General features: G+C 68.7%; 23 protein-coding genes. 15 read left to right on the top strand and 8 right to left on the bottom strand.

From position 1 onward, the window contains the following. The first annotated feature begins 28 nt into the window (after window positions 1-28). The 5 genes from J3367_RS06805 to J3367_RS06785 are packed head-to-tail and all read left to right on the top strand — an operon-like array spanning window position 29 to window position 3,792. On the top strand, window positions 29-892 hold the full coding sequence (locus J3367_RS06805) for an STAS domain-containing protein (RefSeq protein WP_029702750.1): 864 nt from the start codon (window positions 29-31) through the stop codon (window positions 890-892). A 3-nt stretch (window positions 893-895) separates the two neighbouring features. Further along, the gene (locus J3367_RS06800) at window positions 896-1,264 is read left to right on the top strand and encodes an STAS domain-containing protein (protein WP_029702749.1); all 369 of its coding nucleotides are present in this window, start codon (window positions 896-898) and stop codon (window positions 1,262-1,264) included. Window positions 1,265-1,274: 10 nt separating this feature from the next. Continuing rightward, the gene (locus J3367_RS06795) at window positions 1,275-1,679 is read left to right on the top strand and encodes an ATP-binding protein (RefSeq protein WP_024349352.1); all 405 of its coding nucleotides are present in this window, start codon (window positions 1,275-1,277) and stop codon (window positions 1,677-1,679) included. Continuing rightward, window positions 1,676-2,677 carry an ATP-binding protein gene (locus J3367_RS06790; protein WP_244495368.1) on the top strand — a complete coding sequence of 334 codons (1,002 nt, stop codon included), beginning with the start codon at window positions 1,676-1,678 and terminating at the stop codon, window positions 2,675-2,677. The genes J3367_RS06795 and J3367_RS06790 overlap by 4 nt, the downstream gene beginning before the upstream one ends. Continuing rightward, window positions 2,674-3,792: an ATP-binding protein gene (locus J3367_RS06785; protein WP_024349350.1), complete on the top strand. Its 1,119-nt coding sequence runs from the start codon at window positions 2,674-2,676 to the stop codon at window positions 3,790-3,792. Before J3367_RS06790 ends, J3367_RS06785 begins: the two co-directional genes overlap by 4 nt. Window positions 3,793-3,841: 49 nt before the next feature. Here J3367_RS06785 and ltnD read toward each other — a convergent pair whose 3' ends face one another. Continuing rightward, a complete protein-coding gene (ltnD, locus tag J3367_RS06780) occupies window positions 3,842-4,735 on the bottom strand; it encodes an L-threonate dehydrogenase (protein WP_024349349.1) in 894 nt (297 codons plus the stop codon). A gap of 230 nt (window positions 4,736-4,965) precedes the next feature. On the opposite strand from ltnD, the gene J3367_RS06775 reads away from it, so the two are divergent. After that, entirely contained in the window at window positions 4,966-6,228 is a 1,263-nt protein-coding gene (locus J3367_RS06775; RefSeq protein ID WP_024349348.1) for an FAD-dependent oxidoreductase, read from the top strand. On the opposite strand, the gene J3367_RS06770 is transcribed toward J3367_RS06775, so the two are convergent. Beyond that, entirely contained in the window at window positions 6,225-7,172 is a 948-nt protein-coding gene (locus J3367_RS06770) for a D-alanyl-D-alanine carboxypeptidase family protein (protein ID WP_035694612.1), read from the bottom strand. The two genes, J3367_RS06775 and J3367_RS06770, sit on opposite strands and share 4 nt — an antisense overlap. Before the next feature lie 308 nt (window positions 7,173-7,480). Between J3367_RS06770 and purU the strand changes: the two genes are divergently transcribed. After that, window positions 7,481-8,335, top strand: a complete 855-nt coding sequence (gene purU, locus J3367_RS06765; RefSeq protein ID WP_024350696.1) for a formyltetrahydrofolate deformylase — start codon at window positions 7,481-7,483, stop codon at window positions 8,333-8,335. Between the two features lie 19 nt (window positions 8,336-8,354). Here purU and J3367_RS06760 read toward each other — a convergent pair whose 3' ends face one another. From J3367_RS06760 to J3367_RS06745, 4 genes are all read right to left on the bottom strand, one after another. After that, the gene (locus tag J3367_RS06760; RefSeq protein ID WP_024350697.1) at window positions 8,355-9,443 is read right to left on the bottom strand and encodes an ABC transporter ATP-binding protein; all 1,089 of its coding nucleotides are present in this window, start codon (window positions 9,441-9,443) and stop codon (window positions 8,355-8,357) included. After that, a complete protein-coding gene (locus J3367_RS06755; protein ID WP_024350698.1) occupies window positions 9,440-10,264 on the bottom strand; it encodes an ABC transporter permease in 825 nt (274 codons plus the stop codon). Before J3367_RS06755 ends, J3367_RS06760 begins: the two co-directional genes overlap by 4 nt. Continuing rightward, window positions 10,261-11,178 (bottom strand): ABC transporter permease, encoded by a 918-nt coding sequence (locus J3367_RS06750; RefSeq protein ID WP_024350699.1) that lies wholly within the window; start codon window positions 11,176-11,178, stop codon window positions 10,261-10,263. The genes J3367_RS06755 and J3367_RS06750 overlap by 4 nt, the downstream gene beginning before the upstream one ends. 72 nt (window positions 11,179-11,250) lie before the next feature. Next, window positions 11,251-12,363, bottom strand: coding sequence for an ABC transporter substrate-binding protein (locus J3367_RS06745; RefSeq protein WP_024350700.1), 1,113 nt, complete (start codon window positions 12,361-12,363; stop codon window positions 11,251-11,253). 375 nt (window positions 12,364-12,738) lie between these two features. Here J3367_RS06745 and J3367_RS06740 point away from each other — a divergent pair, with 375 nt between their 5' ends. The 6 genes from J3367_RS06740 to J3367_RS06715 all read left to right on the top strand — a co-directional run bounded on the left by J3367_RS06740 (window position 12,739) and on the right by J3367_RS06715 (window position 17,979). Beyond that, entirely contained in the window at window positions 12,739-13,422 is a 684-nt protein-coding gene (locus tag J3367_RS06740) for a DUF1045 domain-containing protein (RefSeq protein ID WP_024350701.1), read from the top strand. A 1-nt stretch (window position 13,423) separates the two neighbouring features. Beyond that, on the top strand, window positions 13,424-14,560 hold the full coding sequence (locus J3367_RS06735; RefSeq protein WP_024350702.1) for an alpha-D-ribose 1-methylphosphonate 5-triphosphate diphosphatase: 1,137 nt from the start codon (window positions 13,424-13,426) through the stop codon (window positions 14,558-14,560). Then, complete coding sequence (gene phnN, locus J3367_RS06730; RefSeq protein WP_024350703.1) at window positions 14,550-15,149, top strand: phosphonate metabolism protein/1,5-bisphosphokinase (PRPP-forming) PhnN; 600 nt, start codon at window positions 14,550-14,552, stop codon at window positions 15,147-15,149. The genes J3367_RS06735 and phnN overlap by 11 nt, the downstream gene beginning before the upstream one ends. A 127-nt stretch (window positions 15,150-15,276) precedes the next feature. Further along, window positions 15,277-16,161 carry an SMP-30/gluconolactonase/LRE family protein gene (locus J3367_RS06725; protein ID WP_024350704.1) on the top strand — a complete coding sequence of 295 codons (885 nt, stop codon included), beginning with the start codon at window positions 15,277-15,279 and terminating at the stop codon, window positions 16,159-16,161. 33 nt (window positions 16,162-16,194) lie between these two features. Continuing rightward, entirely contained in the window at window positions 16,195-16,806 is a 612-nt protein-coding gene (locus J3367_RS06720) for a glutathione S-transferase family protein (protein WP_024350705.1), read from the top strand. A 99-nt stretch (window positions 16,807-16,905) separates the two neighbouring features. Continuing rightward, complete coding sequence (locus J3367_RS06715) at window positions 16,906-17,979, top strand: tartrate dehydrogenase (RefSeq protein ID WP_009211212.1); 1,074 nt, start codon at window positions 16,906-16,908, stop codon at window positions 17,977-17,979. A 66-nt stretch (window positions 17,980-18,045) separates the two neighbouring features. Here J3367_RS06715 and J3367_RS06710 read toward each other — a convergent pair whose 3' ends face one another. Then, window positions 18,046-18,987, bottom strand: a complete 942-nt coding sequence (locus J3367_RS06710) for a hypothetical protein (RefSeq protein ID WP_024350706.1) — start codon at window positions 18,985-18,987, stop codon at window positions 18,046-18,048. Between the two features lie 215 nt (window positions 18,988-19,202). Here J3367_RS06710 and J3367_RS06705 point away from each other — a divergent pair, with 215 nt between their 5' ends. Together J3367_RS06705 and J3367_RS06700 are read left to right on the top strand one after the other, a co-directional pair. Further along, a complete protein-coding gene (locus tag J3367_RS06705; RefSeq protein ID WP_024350707.1) occupies window positions 19,203-19,952 on the top strand; it encodes a response regulator transcription factor in 750 nt (249 codons plus the stop codon). Then, entirely contained in the window at window positions 19,949-21,202 is a 1,254-nt protein-coding gene (locus tag J3367_RS06700; RefSeq protein ID WP_024350708.1) for an ATP-binding protein, read from the top strand. Before J3367_RS06705 ends, J3367_RS06700 begins: the two co-directional genes overlap by 4 nt. Window positions 21,203-21,205: 3 nt before the next feature. On the opposite strand, the gene J3367_RS06695 is transcribed toward J3367_RS06700, so the two are convergent. Next, window positions 21,206-21,763 carry a metallophosphoesterase family protein gene (locus J3367_RS06695; protein ID WP_024350709.1) on the bottom strand — a complete coding sequence of 186 codons (558 nt, stop codon included), beginning with the start codon at window positions 21,761-21,763 and terminating at the stop codon, window positions 21,206-21,208. Window positions 21,764-21,895 lie beyond the last annotated feature (132 nt).

Raw genomic sequence — 21,895 nt, 5'->3', positions numbered from 1 at the left:
GGACATATCAGGACAGGCAAGGCACGAAATGGCGAGCGAAACGACGACGACGGCGTCTCTTCTGCAGGACGAATTCGAGAAGATCCTCTCGGCCTGGATGAAGGCCCAGGCCAAGGAAGGCGTCAAGCGGACCGATCTGGTCTCGGCGAAAGAGACCGAGCGTCAGAGCCGGGACCTCCTGACCGCGCTGGCCCGGTCCAGCCAGACGGCGGCCACCGACGCCAGCTTCGACTTCGCCAATCCGGGCTGGGACCCGGTGCGCGACGCGATCGAGGAGATCACCGAGAGCCGCACCCAGCGCGGCGTGACGCCCTCGGAGATGGGCTGGTTCATTGCCTCCCTGAAGCAGCCGCTGTTCGACCATCTGGCCGCCGATCTGGCCGAGAAGCCGAAGCAGATGAGCGCGGAGCTGTGGAACACCACCCGCATGGTCGACCAGATCGTGCTGCAGGCGATCGAGTCGCTGGTGTCGAAGCGCGAAGCCGTCATCGAGCGCCAGCGGGAGGAAATGACCGAGGTTTCGGCGCCGGTGGTCAAGATCTGGGACCGCATCGTCACGGTGCCACTGATCGGTACGCTGGATTCCTTCCGCGCCCAGACGGTGATGGAAAACCTCCTCGACGCCATCGTCCAGTGGGAAGCCGAGGTCGCGATCATCGACATCACGGGCGTGTCCACCGTCGACACGCTGGTCGCCCAGCATCTGCTGAAGACCGCCGCGGCCGTCCGCCTGATGGGCGCCCATTGCGTGATCTGCGGCATCCGCCCGAAGATCGCCCAGACGGTCGTCAATCTCGGCGTCGAACTGCCGAACATCACCACCCGGGTCGATCTGCAGAGCGGACTCGCCTACGCCTTCGAGCGGATCGGCGTCTCCCCCAAGGAGCAGTGACGGGTGGAAGCCTCGGTTGGAACCACCCCGATCGTCACGATCACCGGCTGCGTCATCGTGGCGATCCGCGATGACCTGGACGATCACGACATCCTGGCCCTGCAGGACCAGCTGGTCGAGGAGGTGTCCCGCAAGAACGCCGTCGGCGTGATCATCGACATCGGCAGCCTGGAGATCGTCGACACCTTTGCCGGCCGGATGCTGGGCGCCATGGCGCAGATGGCGCGGATGATGAACGCCCGCACCGTCGTCGTCGGCATGCGCCCGGCGGTCGCCATGACGCTGGTCGAGCTCGGCATGACGCTCGAGGGCGTCGAGACGGCGCTGAACGCCGATCGGGCGATCAACCTGATCCTGGGCGAGCGGAACTAGGCGCCGTTTCTTGGCTGAGAGCGATCTGACCGTCACGCTGTCGCGCCCGAGCGACGTCGCCTACGCGCGCCAGGCCGCGATGCAGGCGATGACGTCGATCGGCGCGAGCGCGATCAAGAGGACGAAATTCGTGACCGCGGTGTCGGAGATCGCGCGCAATGCGATCGTCTACGGCCATGGCGGCAGAATCTCTTTCGAGATCGTGGGGAACGGCTCGCAGCGCCGCGTCGTTGCGGAGTGCACGGACAGGGGGCCCGGCATCGCCGACGTCAATCAAGCTTTGAAAGACGGCTTCAGCACCGGCAAGGGCCTCGGCCTGGGCCTCAGCGGAGCGCGGCGCCTGGTCGACCGGTTCAAGATCACGTCGTCGCCCGATACGGGCACGACCGTCATATTGGAGTGCGCGTGTCGATGATCTCACTGCCGATCCTGGAAACCAGTCAGATCGGCGCCGCGCGCAGACGAGCCCTGCAGGAAGCCGAGACGATCGGCCTGGCCGAGGACGATCGCGACCGGCTGGCGCTGGTGGTCACCGAAGCGGGCACCAATCTCCTGCGCCATGCCACCGGCGGCGAGATCCTCCTGTGCCCGCACCAGGGCAAGACCACGGCCGGCATGGATGTCATCGCCCTCGACGACGGCCCGGGCCTGCCGAATGTCGAGGCGGCCATGGCCGACGGCTTCACCACGGCCGAGGAAGGCGAGCGCAGCCTCGGCAGCGGGCTGGGCGCCATCGCCCGCATGTCGGACGGCCTCGACATCTACAGCGACAGCCGCGGCACCACCCTGACGGTCAGCATCGGCAAGACCGGCCGCCCGGCCAGGGGGCCGATGGAAACTGCCGGGCTGATCGTGCCCAAGCCCGGCTTCGATGCCGGCGGCGACATCTACGGCATCCGCAAGGATGGCGGCGCCACGATGATCATGCTGATGGACGTGCTCGGCCATGGGCCGACCGCCGCCAAGGACGCCGAGACCGGCCTGGCCGCGTTCCTCGCCGCCAAGGGCAAGTCGCTGGAAGACACCGAGATCTTCGTCGCCGACGCCATGGCCGGCAGCCGCGGGGCGGCGTCGCTGATCGTCGAACTGCCCCATGGCGGCGACAGGCTGCGGGCCCTCGGCCTCGGCAACGTCAAGGGCGAGATCATCTCGGCCGATGGCAGCCGCCACGGTATCCCCTCCTCGCCCGGGATCGTCGGCGCCTCGACCCGCCGGCCCCGGGTCACCGAACATGCATGGGGAAAGGGCGCCATGCTGCTCCTCACCACCGACGGCCTGAAGGGCGGCGAGCGCTTCCCCGAACCGTCCGCCCTGTTCTTCCGCGACGTCCTGACCATCGCGGCAACGCTCTACAAGCGGCGCCGGCGCGGGAGCGACGACAGCGGTGTCGTCATCGCGCGGGCCCGCCAATGAAAGCCGTCGTCACCTCGATCAATCTCGAGCAGGATGCGGATGTCTCGCATACCCGCCGCACCGCCCGGCTGATCGCCAAGGTCGCCGGGGCGCCGGCCCGCGACCAGATCCGCTTCGCCACGGCCGTGTCCGAGATTTCCCGCAACGCCCTGCAATATGCCAAGGGCGGCGTGACGGAATTCGCCTTCGACCGCAGCGCCAAGATCACGCGGCTGATGGCGCGGGTGCAGGACAAGGGCGGCGGCATCGCCGCGGTCGAGACCATGCTGCGCGGCCGCCACCAGTCCCATACGGGCCTCGGCCTCGGCCTCAGCGGCTCGCAGAAGCTCGTCGACGATTTCGACCTAAAGACAGGGTCGGGCGGCACCGTCATCACGCTGGGCCTGCAGCTGGCAACGACCAAGCGGCCCGAGGAACTGGCGGTGGCCACCGCCTCGGCGCTGGTGGAGGCGAGCCACGGTTCGCCGATGGAGGAACTGGCCGAGCAGAACCGTGCGCTGCGCGATTCGCTCGCCGAGCAGCAGTTCCTGCTGCGCGAACTGCATCACCGCACCAAGAACAACCTCGCCATCATCCAGTCACTGGCGATCATGCAGGCGCGACAGGCCACCACCGAGGAGACGCAGGACGCGCTGTCGGTGCTGACCAACCGCATCCAGGCCTTCGCCAACGCCCACAATTTCCTGCACCGGGCCGAAGACGTCACCCAGGTCGATCTGCAGCAGCATCTGGAAAGCCTGACCGACCGGCTGGCGTCGGCGATGGGCGATCACCAGCTCACCATCACCTGCAAGGTCGATGCCGTGCCGGTCGCCTTCGACACGGCCACCGAGCTCGCCCTCATCGTCAACGAGCTTGTCACCAACGTCACCAAGCACGCCATGCAGGCGGGCCAGACCAAGGGGCGCGTCACCATCGAGGCGCATCAGTCGGACGGCACGCTGCATCTGCGCATCGCCGACGACGGCGAGGGTCTGGCCGATGCCGAGACGGTGCTGCGCAATTCCAAGTCGCTCGGCTGGCGGATCGTCGAGGGCTGCGTGCGCAAGCTCAACGGCACGATCGACGTAGATGGCAGCGACGGGCTCGCCATCTCCCTGACCTTCCCGATCTGACCCCGCGCCAGGGAACGGGCGGCACGCCGAGTGCCGCCCTGCCCGTCGGTCAGTGCTTGCCGGAATCCGGCAGGTCGATGCCCGGGAACACCTTGATGACCGCGCTGTCGTCCCACTGGCCGTAACCGGCGTTGCTAGCCGTGGCGAACATCGAATAGGCGGTGGTGGCCAGCGGCAGCGGGAACTTCATCGCCAGGCCGGTCTCGGTGACGAGGCCGAGATCCTTGACGAAGATGTCGACCATCGAGGTCGGCGTGTAGTCGCCATCGACCACGTGGCGCATCCGGTTCTCGAACATCCAGGAATTGCCGGCGGCGTTGGTGACGACGTCGTACATCGTCTCGAGCGGGATGTTCGCCTTGGCGGCCAGGGCCATCGCCTCGGCGCCGGCGGCGATGTGCACGCCGGCCAGAAGCTGGTGGATGATCTTCACCGTGGCGCCGTCGCCGATCTTCTCGGAGATCCGGTAAACCTTGCCGGCCACCGCATCGAGCACCGGCTGGAGCTGGTCGAAGACGGCAGCCGGACCGGCGGCCATGACCGTCATTTCGCCCGACGCCGCCTTGGCGGCGCCGCCCGAGACCGGCGCGTCGAGCATGGTCAGGCCGGCGGCCTCCAGTTCGGCGGCGATGGCCTTGGCGTCGGCGACCGAGATCGTGGCGGAGACCATGACCGGCGTTCCCGCCTTCAGATGCGCGGCAAGGCCCTTCTCGCCGAACAGCGCATCACGGCACTGGGCGGCGTTGACGGTGAGCAGGATAACGGCATCGAGGTCGCCCGCGAAGTCGCGCCCGTCGCTGGCCGCACCGGCTCCGCCAGCCTTGACGAAGGCCTCGCAGGCGGTGTCGCGCGGGTCGATGCCGTAGGTGGTCAGGCCCGCCGCGACGCAGGAGGTCGCCGCGCCCATGCCCATCGATCCCAGGCCGACCACGGCGACGCGCATCGACCCGCCTGTTGCGCCTGCGGCGGTGTTGTCCTCGTTACCCATCGTCGTCTTCCCCTTTTGGTCGATTCCCGCACGGCGGCGCGTGACATCATCATCGGTCATGCTGACATAGTCGTGCGAGCCCCCGGCAGTCTACCGCCCCGCCCGATCGCGCGCCGCCGGACCACAGGATTGGCCGCGCGCTGGCGTGTTCGTGATCGTCGCGGGATTGCCCTGCGGCCAAGGGGATGCTTGGCGACAGATCAGGACCGGGCGGCGCTGCCGCCCTTGCGAACGGAGCCAAGCCCCTGCCCGAGACCCACAGCGGCCGACGCAAGCATCTGGTGCTTCTGGGCGCCGGCCATTCCCATGTCGCGGTCCTGAAGGCCTTCGGCGAGCGGCCGCATCCCGATGTCGACCTGATGCTGGTGACGCGAGACGTCGCCACGCCCTATTCCGGCATGCTGCCGGGCTTCGTGTCCGGGCAATACACCCATGCCGACCTGCATATCGACGCCGGCGGGCTCGCCCGCTTTGCCGGCGCGACGCTGGTGACCGGCGACGCGACGGGCCTCGACACCGCCGCCCGGACGCTGAGCATCGCCGGCCGGCCGCCGCTCGCCTACGATCTCCTGTCGATCGACATCGGTTCCGCGCCCAGCCGGCCCACCGGAATGCCGGGCATTCCGGTCAAGCCGATCGGCGGGTTCGTCGAACGGCTGGAAAATCTGTCGGCGGAGCTGGCCGCAAGCCCGGACCCCGTCCGCATCGCCGTGATCGGCACCGGACCGGCCGGGGTCGAACTGGCCCTGGCGCTGCATCGGCGCCTGTCGGGCGCCGGCCTGCAGAACGGGGAACGCAACGCGGCGAAGGTCGCGATCCGATTGCTCGGTCGCGCCGACACAATTCTTCCCGAACGCAGCCGGCGCACCCAGCGCCGCATCGCCGCCACGCTCGCGCGCCGGGGGATCGACCTGCGGACCGGCTTCGACGTCACGGACTTCGAGAACGGCACGGTGCGGGCGGCCGACGGCCGTACGGTCGGGGCAGACATGCTGCTCTGGGCCACCAACAGCGCCGCCGCGCCCTGGCTTCGGGAGACGGGCCTTGCCTTGGACGAACAGGGCTTCGTGCGGGTGGATGCCTGCTTGCGATCGCTCTCGCATCCCGAGATCTTCGCGGCCGGCGACATCGCCGCGCTGCCCGATCCGCGGCCCAAGGCCGGCGTCTTCGCAGTCAGGCAAGGCCCGGTACTGGCAGAGAATTTGCGCCGCGCGATCGACGGCGAAGCGCTGCAACCCTACCGGCCCCAGAAACACTGGCTGACGCTGCTCTCCACTGCCGACGGCCGGGCGGTCGCCGACAAATGGGGCCTGTCGCTGGAAGGACGCTGGGTCTGGCGCTGGAAGAACTGGAACGACCGCCGCTTCGTCGACGGCTACAACGCCCTCGCCGCATCCGCCGGCCAAAAGCCCGTCGACGCCGTTCGCAACAGTGCCGGACGCCGCTAGCGGGTCAGGGAGAGACCCGGCAGCCCGGCCATGGTGCCGGATGCAGGGCCGAGATACTGGTCGATCAGCGCCTCGACCTTGGCATTGCGCTCACGCCCGGTGCGGCCGCCCATTACGACGACGATGATCCGCCGGCCGCGGCGGGTGGCGGTGGCGGCCAGGTGGAAACCGGCATCGCGGATATAGCCGGTCTTCAGGCCATCGACGCCCTCGACGCTGCCGAGCAGCTTGTTGGTGGCGTTGTAGCGGCGGCCATTATAGTCGAAGCCGGTCCGGGTGAAGAGCGAGGCATAGGCCGGAAAGCGGTTCAGCAGGGCCCGGCCGAGGGTCGCCATGTCGCGGGCCGTCGAGATCTGCCCCTCGTCCGGCAGGCCGGAGGCATTGACGAAGCGCGTCCGGCTCATGCCGAGCGCGCGGGCCTTGGCGGTCATGGCATTGGCGAAATTGGCCTCGCTGCCACCGAGATTCTCCGCGATCACCGTGGCGACGTCATTGGCCGATTTCACCGCGATCGCCTGGGCGGCGTCGGCGACCCGGATCGTCTCGCCGGCCTTGAGGCCCAGCTTGGAGGGCGGCTGCGACGCGGCGTTCTCGCTGACCCGCAACTCGCTGCTCATCGACAGCCGGCCGGCCTCGATCGTCTCGAACAGGAGATACAGCGTCATCATCTTGGTGAGCGAGGCGGGATAACGCAGGCCGTCGGCCGCATCCTCGTAGAGCGTGCGCCCGCTGGCAAAGTCGAGCACCAGCGTCGATTCCCCGCGCACTTCCGCAACGCCAGGCGACGCCGTGGCCGCGCCGACCCGGGCATAGGGCAAGAGCCCGGCGGTCGTCAGCTCGGTCGACTGGCAGGCGACGAGCGTCAGCGCCAGGAGCGCGGCAAGCGCGGCCTTGAGGGATGCGAGCGGGCGAAGCCGGAACGACAGGCGCTGGGTCAAGATCATCTCGTCTGGATCGGATGGCCGAAAGCTAAGTCGTCCCGGCACGGCCCTGTCAAATAACAGTCCCGCCTTCATGATCGCTTAACGCTGGTTGTGCTTTCGCGACCACACCTTCCCGGGGTGGCAGAAGACACGCCTCCGTGTCGCGGCGCCGCGCCGGGGGTGGAAGGCGACGGTGGCGTTCCCATGTTGCGGCGGTCTAGAAGGGCCGACAGGACGCAGACCGACGGCGGCGCCCGGTCGCCTCGCCCGTCATTCCCGCCGTGCCCCGCCCGAACGTCTCCCCGCCGCCCATCCATCCCGGACCCGCCATGACCGAACACGCCTTCATCCTCACCCTGTCCTGCAGCGACCAGCCGGGCATCGTCGCCGCGGTGACGACCGAACTGGCCGATGCCGGCGCCAACATCGCGGAAAGCGCCCAGTTCTGGGATCGCCAGACGGGCCGGTTCTTCCTGCGGATCGCCTTCACGGCGCCGGCGAGTGCCAGCCGCGACGCCCTCGAGCGCCAGCTCGCACCGGTGGCCGCGCGGTTCGACATGAAGCTCGCCATCACCGACGAGGCGCGGGTGCCGAAGATCATCCTGATGGTATCGAAATTCGACCACGCGCTGCTGCACCTGCTCTACCAGATCCGGGTCGGCTGGCTGCGAGCCGAAGTGGTCGCCATCGTCTCCAACCACGAGGATTCGCGCCGCACGGCCGACCACGAGGGCGTGCCGTTCCACCATTGGCCGGTGACCCGCGAGACCAAGGCCGAACAGGAGGAACGGGTCCTGAAGCTGGTGCGCGACAGCGATGCCGACCTGGTCGTCCTCGCCCGCTACATGCAGGTTCTTTCGGACAATCTCTCGCGCCGCCTGTCGGGGAAGGTGATCAACATCCATCACTCCTTCCTGCCCAGCTTCAAGGGCGCCAAGCCCTACCACCAGGCCCATGAGCGGGGCGTCAAGCTGATCGGCGCCACTGCGCATTACGTCACCGCCGACCTCGACGAGGGCCCGATCATCGAGCAGGAGACCGAGCGGGTCAGCCATGCCATGTCGCCCGACGATTTCGTCGCCGTCGGCCGGGACGTGGAAAGCCGGGTGCTGGCCCGGGCAGTGAAGATGCATCTGGAACGCCGGGTGATGATCAACGACCACCGCACGGTGGTCTTCCGCTGATCTGAGCGCCCGCCCCGCCTCAGGCGGACTCGACTGCCCTTGCCGACGTCGCGTCGTCCGGCTGGAGCGCGAAGACGTCGGCCGGTGAGAAATGCAGATCGACCCGCGCGCCGCGCGCCGGCGGCGGCGTCGTCGGGCGGTTGAAGGTGTCGGCCAGCACCGTGCCGCCGGCGACATTCAGCTTCAGCCGCACCACCGAGCCGAGGAAATGCGCGTCCTCGACCACGCCGACGAGCCGGTTGATCCGGTCCGGCGACGCCTCCAGCCGCATCGCCTCCGGGCGGAGCGCCAGGGTCACCGGCGTACCCGCAGCGCCGGGAGGCGGTTCGGCGAGGATGATCGGGCAGCCCTCGACCATGACCGATCCGTCCGCCGCGACGATCCCCTCGACCCGGCTCAGCGTGCCGACGAACCCCGCGACGAAGCGGCTTTGCGGCCGGTTGTAGATGGCGAAAGGCGCGTCGCACTGTTCGATCCGGCCTTCGCTCATCACCACGATCCGGTCCGACATGGACAGCGCCTCCTCCTGGTCGTGGGTGACGAAGATCGTGGTGATGCCGAGTTCGCGTTGCAGTGCCCGGATCTCCTCGCGCAGCGACAGGCGGATCTTGGCGTCGAGGGCAGACAGGGGCTCGTCGAGCAGCAGCACCCGTGGGCTTGGCGCGAGCGCGCGGGCCAGCGCCACACGCTGCTGCTGGCCGCCAGAGAGCTGATAGGGGTAGCGGTCGCCAAGATGCGGCAGGCCGATCAGCGTGAGCATTTCCTCGACGCGGGCCGAGATCTGCGGCTTCGACCGACCGGCGACCTTCAGCCCGAAGGCGACATTGTCGGCCACCGACAGGTTGGGAAACAGCGCGTAGGCCTGGAACACCATGCCGATCCGTCGCCGGTTGGGCGCCAACGCGGTGACGTCCTCGCCGTCGATGACGATGCGCCCCGCCGAGGGCGTCTCGAAGCCGGCGATCATGCGCAGCATCGTCGTCTTGCCGCAGCCGGACGGGCCGAGGAAGGAGACGAACTCGCCCTTCGCCACCTCGAGGGAGAAGTCGCGCACGACGGTGCTCGGCCCGAAGCTCTTGGACACGTCGTGAATTTCCAGAAAGCTCATCGCGCGGCACGCCTTGCAAGCTTGAACAGGGGACGCCCGGATCGCCGCCGACCCGGCGCGCGGTTGGCGAAGAGCTGCAGGAGACCCATGCAGGCCCAGGTGATGGCAAAGGCGATCATCGCCAGCGCCGCCGGCTCGTAGGCCCGGTTGGCGCCGATCAGGGCGAGATAGGGGCCGAAGGCCGGGCGGTTGAGAAGGCTCGCCAGCACGAACTCCCCGATGACGATGGCGAAGGTCAGGAAGGCGCCGGACAGGACCGCGGCCCGCACATTGGGCAGGATCACCCGGAACAGGATCGTCGCGCGCTTCGCCCCGAGGCTTTCGGCTGCCTCGGTCAGGGTGCGGATGTCGATCGCCGCCATGCCGGTGTCCACGGCCCGGAACATGTAGGGCAGCGACAGGACCACGTAGCCGAAGACCAGGAGGAGGTTGGTTCCGCTCGCACTGTTGGTGAAGGGCAGCCAGGACGAGGAATTGTAGAGCCGGATATAGCCGAAGACGAGGACGATGGGCGGGATCACCAGCGGCAGCAGGGTGATGAACTCCACCAGCGGCCGCAGCTTCGCGAAGCGCAGGCGAACCCAGTAGGCCGTCGGCACGACGAGCAGCGCGCCGAGCACGATGGTGGCCAGGGCCGCGATGACGGAGAAGCTGAAGGTCGTGCGGAACTGCGGGTCGGCGAAGACCACCCGGTACGCCTCGAAGCTCCAGATGCCGCGCAGCATCGACAGCGAGAACTCGAAGGTCGCGACCAGCGGCAGGACGAAATAGAGGGCGCCGAGGAGGACGATCACGGCCGGTCCGATGCGCGAGGCCGTCATCGCTGCCACCGTTCGGCGCGCGAGCGCAGCCACAGATAGAGAAGGTTGGAGCAGCCGGTGATGACGATCATGCCGAAGGCCAGCGCGTAGCCGAGATTGGGATTGTAGAGAACGTCGCCGCGGATCTGCGCATAGAGCAGGATCGGCACGATGTTCAGCGACGATCCGGTCAGCGCATAGGCGGTGGCGATGGCGCCGAAGGAATTGGCGAAGAGCAGGAGGAAGCAGCCGAGGATCGACGGGGCCAGCACCGGCAGCGCCACCATGCGCCAGTATTGCCAGCGGGTTGCCCCGAGGATCGACGCAGCCTCGCGCCATTCGCCCTTCAGCCCGTCGAGGGCCGGCGTGACGATGAGCACCATCAGCGGAATCTGGAAGTAGAGATAGGTGATCGTCAGCCCCCAGAAGGACAGGAGGTTGAAGCCGAGAGCGTAGATGTTGACGCCCGCCGCCTCCTTCAGGAACAGCGTCACCAGTCCGAGCCTGCCGAGGGTGGCCAGGAAGGCGAACGCCAGCGGAATGCCGGCGAAGTTCGAGGCGACGCCCGAGAAGGTGACCACGGTGGGCCGAATCCAGGCCGGCAGCCGGCCGTGGACGATGGCGTGGGCGAGGAAGAAGCCGATCAGCGCGCCCAGCGCCGCCGAGGCGAGGCTGACCTGGATCGAGATGGCGTAGGCCGCCATGATCTGGGGCGTGAACAGGCCGAGAATGTTGCCGAAGGTGAAGGCGCCGCTGCGATCCTGGAAGGCGCCGGCGACGAGGTAGAGCGTCGGCCCGATCAGGAACAGGATGGCGAAGCCGAAGAAGGGCGCGAGGCCCAGCCAGGCGAAGGAACGCGAAGGCCGGCGCGACGGCGCCGCGCCCGTTCTGCCGTGGGCGGCCCCAGCCGTGGCTGCGTCGATGGCTGCGCCCATGATCCCCCGCTGCTGACAAATCCGGACGGAAGGGGCGGCAAACGGGCCGCCCCTTCCGAACTCGCTGTATTGTTACTGGACGGTCGCGCCGACGACGCTGTCCCACTTGGCGGCGATCTCGGCCTTGGCGGCGTTCTGATCGTCGAGGGTCGGGAACACGGCCTTCTCGTAGGCTTCGGCCGGCGGCAGCTTGTCGAGCAGGTCCTGCGGGATCTTGCCGGCCTTCGACATGGCGTTGAAGCGGATCGGGTGGCAGTAGCCCTTCAGCCAGGTCAGCTGGCCCTCGTCGGAATACAGATACTCCATCCACAGCTTGGCGGCGTTCGGATGCGGCGCGTAGGCGCTGATCGCCTGCACATAGACGCCGGCGACGACGCCGTCGGACGGCACCACGACCTCGATCGGCGGGTTGCCGTTGAGATTGTCGCGCATCGACAGGAGGTTGTAGTCCCAGTTCATCGCGACCGGCGTGGTGCCCTGGGCGATCGGGGCCGCCTCGGCGTCGACGGTCACGAAATTACCGGCTTCGTTGAGTTCCTTGAAGAACTCGAGACCGGCTGTCGCGGCCTCCATGCCGGTCTTGCCGCCCCGGGCGATGCCGGCTGCATAGAGCGACATGATGGCGTTGTTGGCGCTGCGCGGATCACCGGCAAGGGCGACCGAATTGGCGTAGTCGGACTTGAGGAGATCCTCGAAGCTCTGCGGCGCGGTGTCGATGACGTCCTTGTTGATGCCGAAGGCCAGCACGCCGTAATAATCGCCGTACCAGTAACCGTCAGCATCCTTGGCGTCGTCCGGAATCTCGTCCCAGGTCGCGACCTTGTAGGGCATCAGCAGGTCTTCGGCCTTGGCAGACGGGCCGAATGACAGGCCGACATCGATGACGTCGGGCGCCTGCGGGCCGGCGTTGCCCTTGTTGGCCTTGATCGCCTCGATCTCGTCGCCGGACCCGGCATTCGGGTTCAGCTCGTTGATCTCGATGCCGTATTTGGCCTTGAAGCCCTCGATCATCTCGCCGTAATTGCACCAGTCGTGCGGCAGCGCGATCGTGGTGAGCTGGCCTTCCTTCTTGGCGGCCGCCACGAGATCGTCCATCGACATCTCGCCGGACTGGGCGAAGGCGAGGCTGGTGGACAGCGACAGGACCGTCGCCAGTGCCGTCGTGGACATGCGGGAAATCTTCATGGGTCACCCTCTGGGGAGCCGCGGCCATTGACGGCGCGGGCGAAAAACCGGATTGCGCCTCCGTTGCGGGGAAGCGCCAGTCCGGTAGCACCGGCCCATGACAGTTGCGTGTCGCATGCATCGCCAGGGCCACTGGCGCACAGGGCTTGCCGGTGTCATCAAGCGGACAGGCGCAGGCGCTAGAAGCGGCCGCGATCCGCGCCGGTCCCCGCTGTCGCCGCAACCTTCGGGTGCCGTGCGACACCTCCGCAGGGTGGCCGGATCGAAATGCCGCTTATATCCCCCGCGGACCCACCCTCTCCCGCGACCAAGCCGAGCGCGAGCGTCGCCGACCGACATGCCCTTCCGCTGCCCTCCAGTCCCAGGACCCTGACCATGCGCGCCGCGATCTATTTCACGCCCCCCGCCGGCGCGCCGCTGACCCGCACCGCCGCCGAATGGCTGGGCCGCAGCGCCTTCGACGGCGAGCCGACCCGAGACCCCGATCCGGCCGTTGATCCGCTCGTCGCCTCACCGGCGCGCTACGGCTTTCATGCGACCATGCGCGCGCCGTTCCGGCTTGCCGAGGGCGTCGATCTGTCCGAAGTGGATGCCCGGCTGGCGGCCTTCTGCGCCTCGCGCGACCCGGTGCGGATCGCAGAGCTGGTGCTGGCGAGGCTCGGGCCGTTCTTCGCGCTGGTGCCCGAGACCGCGCCGCCGGCTCTCGGCGAACTGGAATCGGCCGTCGTCCGCAGCTTCGAGCCGCTGCGCGCCCCCGCCACGGCCGAGGAGATCGCGCGCCGCAAGCCGCACAAGCTGACCGAACGCCAGCGCGACTATCTGGAGAAATGGGGCTATCCTCACGTCTTCGAGGAATTCCGCTTCCACATGACCCTGACCGGCAAGGTTCCGGCCGCCGAGCGCAAGCCGGTCGAAGCGCGGCTGCGCGACAGATTCGCCCCATTCGATGGCGCCCCGCTTGCCATCGACCATCTGGCTCTCTTCATGGAGCCGGAGCCGGGCGCACCGTTCCGCGTCCATTCGGTCCATCCGTTCCGCCGCCCTTCGGAAGAAGCCTGACATGCCCGACGAGACCATCCTCACCAATGCCCGCATCGTCACGCCGGAGGCGGTGATCGACGGCCATGTGGTCCTGCGCGACGGCGTGATCGCCGGCTTCGACGAAGGCCCCGCCAGCGGCGAGGACATGGGCGGCGACATCCTCATCCCGGGCCTCGTCGAGCTGCACACCGACCATATCGAGGGCCATTTCAATCCGCGGCCGCGGGTGATGTGGAACAAGATGGCCGCCATCCAGGCGCACGACAACCAGATCGCCGGCTCCGGCATCACGACCGTCTTCGACGCGCTCAGGGTCGGCACCGAGGAGAACGGCACGCTGACCGCCGACGACATGGCGGAGATGGGCCGGACCATCGACCGCGCCGTCGCCGAGGGGCGGGTGCGGGCCGACCACTACATCCATCTGCGCTGCGAGGTCTCGGCGGCGGACGTGGTCGAGGGCTTCGACAAGATCGCCGCCAATCCGCGGCTGAAGCTCGTGTCGCTGATGGATCATGCGCCCGGCCAGCGCCAGTTCGCCGACATGGACGCCTATCGCGCCTATTTCCAGAAGAAGCTGAACCTGTCGGATGCCGATTTCGACGCCTTCAGCGCCCGCCGGCTTGCCGAATCCGAGCGCCACGCGCCGCCTGCCCGGCGTGCCATCGCGGGCGTCTGCCGCGAGCGCGGCATCGCTGTCGCCTCCCATGACGACGCCACCGCGGCCCATGTCGCCGAAGCCATCGAACTGGGCACCCGCATCGCCGAGTTCCCGACGACGGTCGAGGCGGCCGCCGCTTCGCGCGAGGCCGGGCTGCACGTCCTGATGGGCGCGCCCAATATCGTGCGCGGCGGATCGCATTCCGGCAATGTCTCGGCGATCGAGCTCCTGCGCCGGGGCACCCTCGACATCCTGTCCTCGGACTATGTTCCCTTCTCCATGTTGCAGGCGGTGTTCGCTTTGGCCGAGAGCGGCGAATGCGACCTGCCGGCGGCGATCCGGCTGGTCACCGCCAATCCGGCCGCCGCCGTCGGCCTCGCGGATCGCGGCGCCATCGTCCAAGGGCTGCGCGGCGATCTGGTGCGGGTTTCCACCAGCGCCGGCGATCCGCCGGTGGTGCGCGCGGTCTGGCGGGAGGGCCGGCGTGTCGCCTGATCCCAGCCGCAGCGCAGGCGGAACGGCCCCGAGCGGCCCCGGCCTGTTCGTCGCCGTGGTCGGCCCGAGCGGCGCCGGCAAGGACACGCTGCTGGCGCTGGCGGCGGAAGATCTGGCGAAGACACCCGGCATCGTCTTTGCCCGGCGGATCGTGACCCGGGACGCCATCGCGGCGATCGAGGATCACGACGTGATGAGCCCCGCCGATTTCGCCGCGGCGGAGGCGTCCGGGGCGTTCTGCCTGTCGTGGCGGGCCCACGGCCTCGCCTATGGTTTGCCGGCGTATCTGACGACCGCGCTGACGGACGGAACCATCGTCGTCGCCAATGTCTCGCGCCGGGTCCTCGCCCAGGCCGCAGAGCGCTTCGCACGGCTCGCCATCGTCGAGATCACCGCGCCGCCGGCCGTGCTGGTCGCCCGCATCGCCGCGCGCGGCCGCGAAACGCCGGAGGAGATCTCCGCCCGCATCGCCCGGCAGGTGCAGCTGACCGTGCCGCCCAGCGCCGAGGCGCATCATCGCATCGTCAATGACGGCAGCCCGCAGGACGGCCGCCGCAAGCTCCTCGAGATCCTGCGCGCCGCAAGCTGACCGTCCTCGCAGGCCGAGGCTCGACAGGGGCGGCCGGCCAAGTCATCTTCGGCCCCGATTTGCGGCGGCGCGCGTCCGCCGCGCTGCGGCTGCCGAGCCGCCAAGAGGACAATCCGGGCCCGACACCATGCGCGACGCCGACATATCCGTCAGCCTCTATTCGAACATCGCCTGCCGGCTCGGCGAGGGGCCGACCTACGATCCGGCGACGGACACTGCCTTCTGGTTCGACATCGAGGGCCGGATGCTGCTCGAAAAGCGCGGCGATGCGGCCGAGGCGACGGCGCATCCGCTGCCGGTGATGGCCAGCGCGCTGGCGGTGATCGACGGCGACAGGCAGATGATCGCCGCCGAGGACGGGCTGTATATCCGGGAGACCGCCACCGGCCACCTGTCCCTGCACACACAGCTCGAAGCCGACAATCCGGTCACCCGCTCCAATGACGGCCGCGTCCATCCCTCCGGCGCGCTGTGGATCGGCACCATGGGCAAGCACGCCGAGCCGCAGGCCGGGGCGATCTACTGGTATCGCGCCGGCGAGCTGAAACGTCTCTATGCCGGGATCGGCATTCCGAACTCGATCTGCTTTTCGCCCGACGGCGCCATCGCCTATTTCGTCGACACGCAGGCAAACCGCCTGATGCGCGTCGCGGTCGATCCGGCCAGCGGCCTGCCGGTCGCCGACCCGGTGCTCTTCCACGATCATTCCGGCGGCGACGGCGGCCTCGACGGTTCGGTCTGCGACGCCGACGGCACGCTCTGGAATGCCCGCTGGGGCGGTGGCAGGCTCGACGCCTATTCGCCGGACGGCGCGCGCGTAAAAAGCATCACGCTCGGGGCGCGGCAGGTCACCTGCCCGTCCTTCGTCGGCCCGAATGCCGACCGGATGATCGTCACCTCGGCCTGGACGGGCCTCGACGAGGCCGGCCGGCGCGCCGATCTCGATGCCGGCAAGACCTTCCTCGTCGATCTGCCGGTGCGCGGCCGGCTCGAACCGAAGCTGGTGCTGTGATGGAAACCGCCTGTTCCGACCGCGAGCCGTGACATGCCGACGCTCCTGAAGAACAACACCTCGCCCTTCGCCCGGATCGCCCATGCCGCGCTGATCGACGCGGCGGTGCCTGATCTGACTGTCCAGATCGCCGACCAGTGGAACGACGATCCGGCGCTGCTGGCCGTCAACAGCGCCGGCCGCGTGCCCTGCCTCGTCCTCGACGACGGCACGGCGATCGCCGAATGCCTGCTGATCGCACGCTACGCCGACGACGTGGGAGAGGCGCCCTCGCCCGGAAACGACGCTCCGCGGGTCCTGTCGATCGCTGGCCTGGCACTGGGCGTCTGCGACGCCGCGGTGCAGACGCTGGTCGGTCGCAAGATCGTCAGCGGCGATTTTGCCGTCACGACCTTCGACGCCAGCCCGATTGGCCGCAAGCGCCGCCGCACGATGGTGGACGGGCTGGCCGAACTCGGCGCCCGGATCGACGCGGCGCCCGGCGAACGGCTCGATCTCGCGACCATCGCCGCGGTCACGGCGCTCGACTATGTGGCGCTGCGGTTTCCCGATGCCGACTGGATTCCCGACACGCCGCGGCTGGAAGCCTTGCGCGCGGCAACGGCCGAACGACCGGTGTTTCGCGACACGCGGCCATTTCTATGACGGACTTACTTCCGCTATAGCTCGTTCGCGGGCCGTGCGCGGCCCTCCCATTCCCCTTCGCCGGCATCGCCGGCCATCGCAGCCAGAACGAGGTCTTTCATGTCATCCAACGCGCTCAGGATCGCGGTCATCGCCGGCGACGGCATCGGCAAGGAAGTCGTGCCGGAAGGCCTTCGGGTCCTCGAAGCGGCTGCCGCGAAATTCGACCTGGCGCTGGAATTCGACGAATTCGACTTCGCCTCCTGCGACTATTTCGCCAAGCATGGCGAGATGATGCCGGGCGACTGGAAGGCGCAGATCGGCGGCCATGACGCGATCTATTTCGGTGCCGTCGGCTGGCCCGAGACCGTGCCCGACCACATCTCGCTCTGGGGCTCGCTGCTGAAATTCCGCCGCGAGTTCGACCAGTACGTCAATCTGCGCCCGGTCAAGCTGATGCCCGGCGTCAAGAGCCCGCTGGCCGGCCGCGAGCCGGGCGACATCGACTTCTTCGTGGTGCGCGAGAACACCGAGGGCGAGTACTCCTCGGTCGGCGGCCGGATGTTCGAGGGCACCGACCGCGAATTCGTGCTGCAGGAGACGGTGATGACGCGGACCGGCGTCGACCGCATCCTGCGCTACGCCTTCGATCTCGCCCAGACCCGCGAGAAGAAGCACCTGACCTCGGCGACCAAGTCCAACGGCATCTCGATCAGCATGCCCTATTGGGACGAGCGGGTGGAGGAGATGGCGAAATCCTATCCCGACATCGCCTGGGACAAGTACCATATCGACATCCTGACCGCCCATTTCGTGCTGAATCCGGACCGGTTCGATGTCGTCGTCGCCTCGAACCTGTTCGGTGACATTCTCTCCGATCTCGGCCCGGCCTGCACCGGCACCATCGGCATCGCGCCGTCGGGCAATATCAATCCCGAGCGCGACTTCCCCTCGCTGTTCGAGCCGGTCCATGGCTCGGCGCCGGACATTGCCGGCAAGGGCGTCGCCAATCCGGTCGGCCAGATCTGGGCCGGCGCGATGATGCTCGACCATCTCGGCCATAAGGACGCCGGTGCGGCGATCGTTCGGGCGATCGAGACCGTGCTGGCCGAAGACAAGCTGCGCACCGGCGATCTCGGCGGCCCGCTCGGCACGGTCGATTGTGGCAAGGCCATCGCCGACGCGCTCGGCTGAGACCACGCATGAAAACGGCCGGCCCCGAAGGGCCGGCCGCATGGCGTTCGTCAGGAGATGGCAGGATCAGCCGCGGTCGGGGCGCTGCTCGCCGCCGCCGTGGTGACGCTCGTGACGGCGCTCGCCGCCATCGCGCTTGTCGCCGCCGTGATGCCGGCCATGCATCTCGCCATGGTCACGGCCACCGCCGCGCTCCATCCGGCCGTGATGACCGCCGCGCTCGCCGCCGCGACCACCGCGCATTTCCATGCGGGCATCGCGCATCATCGAGCGCACGATCTTGCGGGCCGTGGTGACCTGCTCCGGCGTCAGCGTCGTCTGCAGATCGGCCAGCGCGCTCTTCAGCGTCTCGGCCTTGTCGCCGCGCGCGATGGCGTGGTCGGCCATGCGGTCGAGCATCCGGAAGGCGCGGTCGCCCCGTGCAGCTGCGTCGTCACCGGCCTCGGGCGCATCGGCCTCGGCCATGGTGTCCGCGTCGTCCGTCTCGTCCGCATCGATCGTGGTCTGATCGTCGGCGGCCTCGTCATCGGCGCCATCGGCCGGGCCGGCGTCGTCATTCGGCATCATCCGCATGCCGCCGCGGTCGTTGCCCCGGCCCATGCGCGGCGGCTGCGAGGCGTCGGCGAAGTCAACCAGCGCCGCGGTGAAGGCGCGCCAGCTTTCCATCTGGTCGGGCCGCACGCCGATGCCGGTCTCGATCGCGGCGAGCGCGCCGGCCACCTTGGCCGGGGTGAACATGCGGTGCATGGCGTGATGTCCGCCACGGCCCCCACGGCCGGCCCGATGATGCTTGCCGCCGCGCTCGCGCCGGTGCTCGGCGACCTGCTTGTTGTCGCCGCGCTGGCCGGCATTTTCGGAGGAGGTGGTGGTCGCAGCCGGTGCGGCCGGTGCCGGCGTCGCCTGGGCGAAGGCCGAGGTGGCGGCGGCGCTGGCGAGGAGCGCGGCGCCGGCGAGGCCGATGAGGCGGTGCGAACGGCGGGTGTTCGTCTGGCTGTGATTGGAGGTCATGGAGATTTCCTTCCCTTGGTGACTACCGAAACCGAAGCTAGTGCGCCGATGTTGCGAGGATGCGGCAGAATGTTGCGAAGCGTGTCGCCGACACGGAAACTTGTTACGCAATGTTGCGGGACGCGGTTCCTGCAACGCGCCGTTACAAGAATGGTCTCGCGTCCCGCGCGCAGCCCGGTCACAGAAGGGCGAGAGCCATCATTCGAGAGCCCCGCATGAGCCAGCCCCACATCCTCGTCGTCGACGACGACCCCGAGATCGGACGCCTGCTCGGGAAGTATCTGGAGAGCCAGGGCTTCCGTTGCACCATCGCGGCCAGCCGGCGGGCCTGCGAACAGAAGATCGCCGACGCCCGCATCGATCTCGTCGTGCTCGACGTGATGCTGCCCGACGGCTCGGGTCTCGACATCTGCCGCGACCTGAAGGACCGGCGGCCGGAGATCGCCATCATCCTGTTGACCGCGCTGAAGGAAGACGTCGACCGGATCATCGGGCTGGAGATCGGCGCCGACGACTATCTGGGCAAGCCGTTCAATCCCCGCGAACTGGCCGCGCGCATCCGCGCCGTGCTGCGGCGCGGCGGCGGCGGGGACGCCGCTCCGGGCGAGGCGGCACCGACGCGCTTCACCTTCGAAGGCTTCACCGTCGATCCCGAGCGGCGCCTCGCCACCGATCCGGACGGGGCCGAAGTGGTGCTGACCGGGGCCGAGTTCGATCTCCTGATGATCTTTCTGGAGCGACCGGGCCGTGTTCTGTCCCGCGACATCCTGATGGATCTCCTGCATGGGCGCACCGCCGACCCCTTCGACCGCTCGGTCGACGTGACGATGAGCCGGCTGCGGCGCAAGTTCAACGATGGCGGCGTGTTCCGGCTGTTCAAGACGGTGCGCAATGGCGGCTACCAGTTCGCCGCCCGGGTGGAGCGGAGCGAAGCCGCCACGGGCACCGGGGATGGCCAGCCATGAGATCGCTGCGCTCGCGCCTGGCGCTGCTCCTGATCCTCGCCATTGTCGGGGTCGTGGCGGTCGCCTCACTGGTCTCCATCGTCGTCCTGGAACGGCCGGACCGCGACAGTTTTCGCGAGGTCTTCGCCGAAGAGGTACGTATCGTCGCCGCGCTGCTGGTCGAGGACCCGGCGGCCGCCGACAGGCTCGGCATCGAGGTCGGTCCGGAGCCGGTGCGCGAAGACGACATGCGGGTGCGTGACGCTCGCGGCATCGCCAGCGCCGTCGCGGCCAAGGGCTTGTCGATCCCGGTACGGGTCGTCGGCGACCCGGCCGCGCGCACCCGGCAACTGGCGCTGGAATTTGCGCCGGGCCGCTGGGCCTATCTGCCCTATACCGGGTTTCCGCCCCGCAACTGGCCGATCTTCGTCTTCTACATGACGCTGGTCGTCGTCGGCGCCGCCGCGGTCTCGATCTTCGTCGCCACCAAGATGACCCGCCCCTTGCGCATCCTCGACCAGGCGGTCTCCACCGTCGGCCGCGACGGCCTGCCCGCCCATATTCCCGAGGACGGGCCTGCCGAGGTGCGGGCCACCGCCGCCGCGCTCAACCGGCTGACCACGCGGGTGCGCGAGGCGGTAGAAAGCCGCATGCGCCTCGTCGCGGCCGCCGGCCACGATCTGCGCACCCCGATGACGCGGATGCGGCTGCGCGCCGAGTTCCTGCCCGACGAGGACCGGGAGGTCTGGCTCAAGGATCTGGCCGAGCTCGACCGCATCGCCGACAGCGCCATCCGGCTGGTGCGCGAGGAGGTGGATGCAGGTTCGCTCGAAGAAGTGCGGCTCGACCGGCTGCTGACCGAGATCATCGCCGAGCTGCGCGAGATCGGAAGGCCGGTGGAGCCGCCCCGCCTCGATGGGCCGCCCCTGTCGATCCGGGCCCGGCCGCTGGCGGTCAAGCGGGCGCTGCGCAACCTCGTCGACAACGCCGCCGTGCATGGCGGCGGCGCCCGGGTTGCGCTGACCCGCGACGGGCAGGACGCCGTGGTCAGCCTCGCCGACGACGGGCCGGGCATTCCCGAAGAGCTGCTCGGACGCGCCTTCGAGCCGTTCTTCCGGGTCGATCTCGGCCGCCGCCAGTTCAAGCCCGGCGCCGGTCTCGGCATGGCCATCGCCAAGGAGATCATCGACCAGACCGGCGGCTCGATCGTGGTCGCCAACCGCGCCGGCGGCGGGCTCGACCAGACCATCCGGCTGCCGCTGGCGGGCTGACGCCTACGGCTTTGCGGGGCTCGCCTGGGTCCTGGAAGACGTCACGTCGGCAGGACCGGCCGCCTTGCCGCGCTGCGGCCTCGAGGCCAGCATCTCGTCCAGCGTGACCGGCCGGAAATCCCAGGCGTCGACGCCGACATCGAACTGGCGGGTCATCTTCTTCAGCCGCCCGTGGGAATGGCCATGCAGGTCGATGGCGCCCTTGCCCATGCCGTTCCAGGTCCGGAAGGCGTAGTGGCACAAGACGACGCGGCGGTCGTCGACGGTGAGTTCGCGATAGGCCTGGACGGTTTCCCAGCCGGGCGCGGCAATCGTGTCGGCATCGTCGTTGTTGCCGGTGACGAACTGCTTGCGGCCGTTGAGGCGGGACAGGAGCGCGGCCTTGGCGGCGGCATCGCCGCGCGCGAAATCGCCGAGATGCCAGACGATGTCGTCCGGTCCCACGACGGCATTCCAGCGATCGATCAGCGCGGCATCATGGTCGGCAAGATCGGCAAAGGGGCGCCGGTCGATCCGCAGGACGCGTGGATCGTTGAAATGCGTGTCGGCCGTGAAGAACATCGATCGGTCTCGTTGCCGTGCCGGGCCTCAGGAAGGTCCGGCACGGTCGTGTCTGCCACCCGCGGCGGGCATCCGGGCGATCGCTTCGGCCAGGCCGGTGCAGCGATCGAGCCCGTCTGCGGGCAGGTCGAT

It is taken from the genome of Aurantimonas sp. NFXS3 (assembly GCF_049132005.1).
Lineage (GTDB): Bacteria > Pseudomonadota > Alphaproteobacteria > Rhizobiales > Rhizobiaceae > Aurantimonas > Aurantimonas coralicida.
The sequence above is the reverse complement of the archived record's forward strand: the minus strand, read 5'-3'. Positions and strand labels throughout refer to the sequence as shown.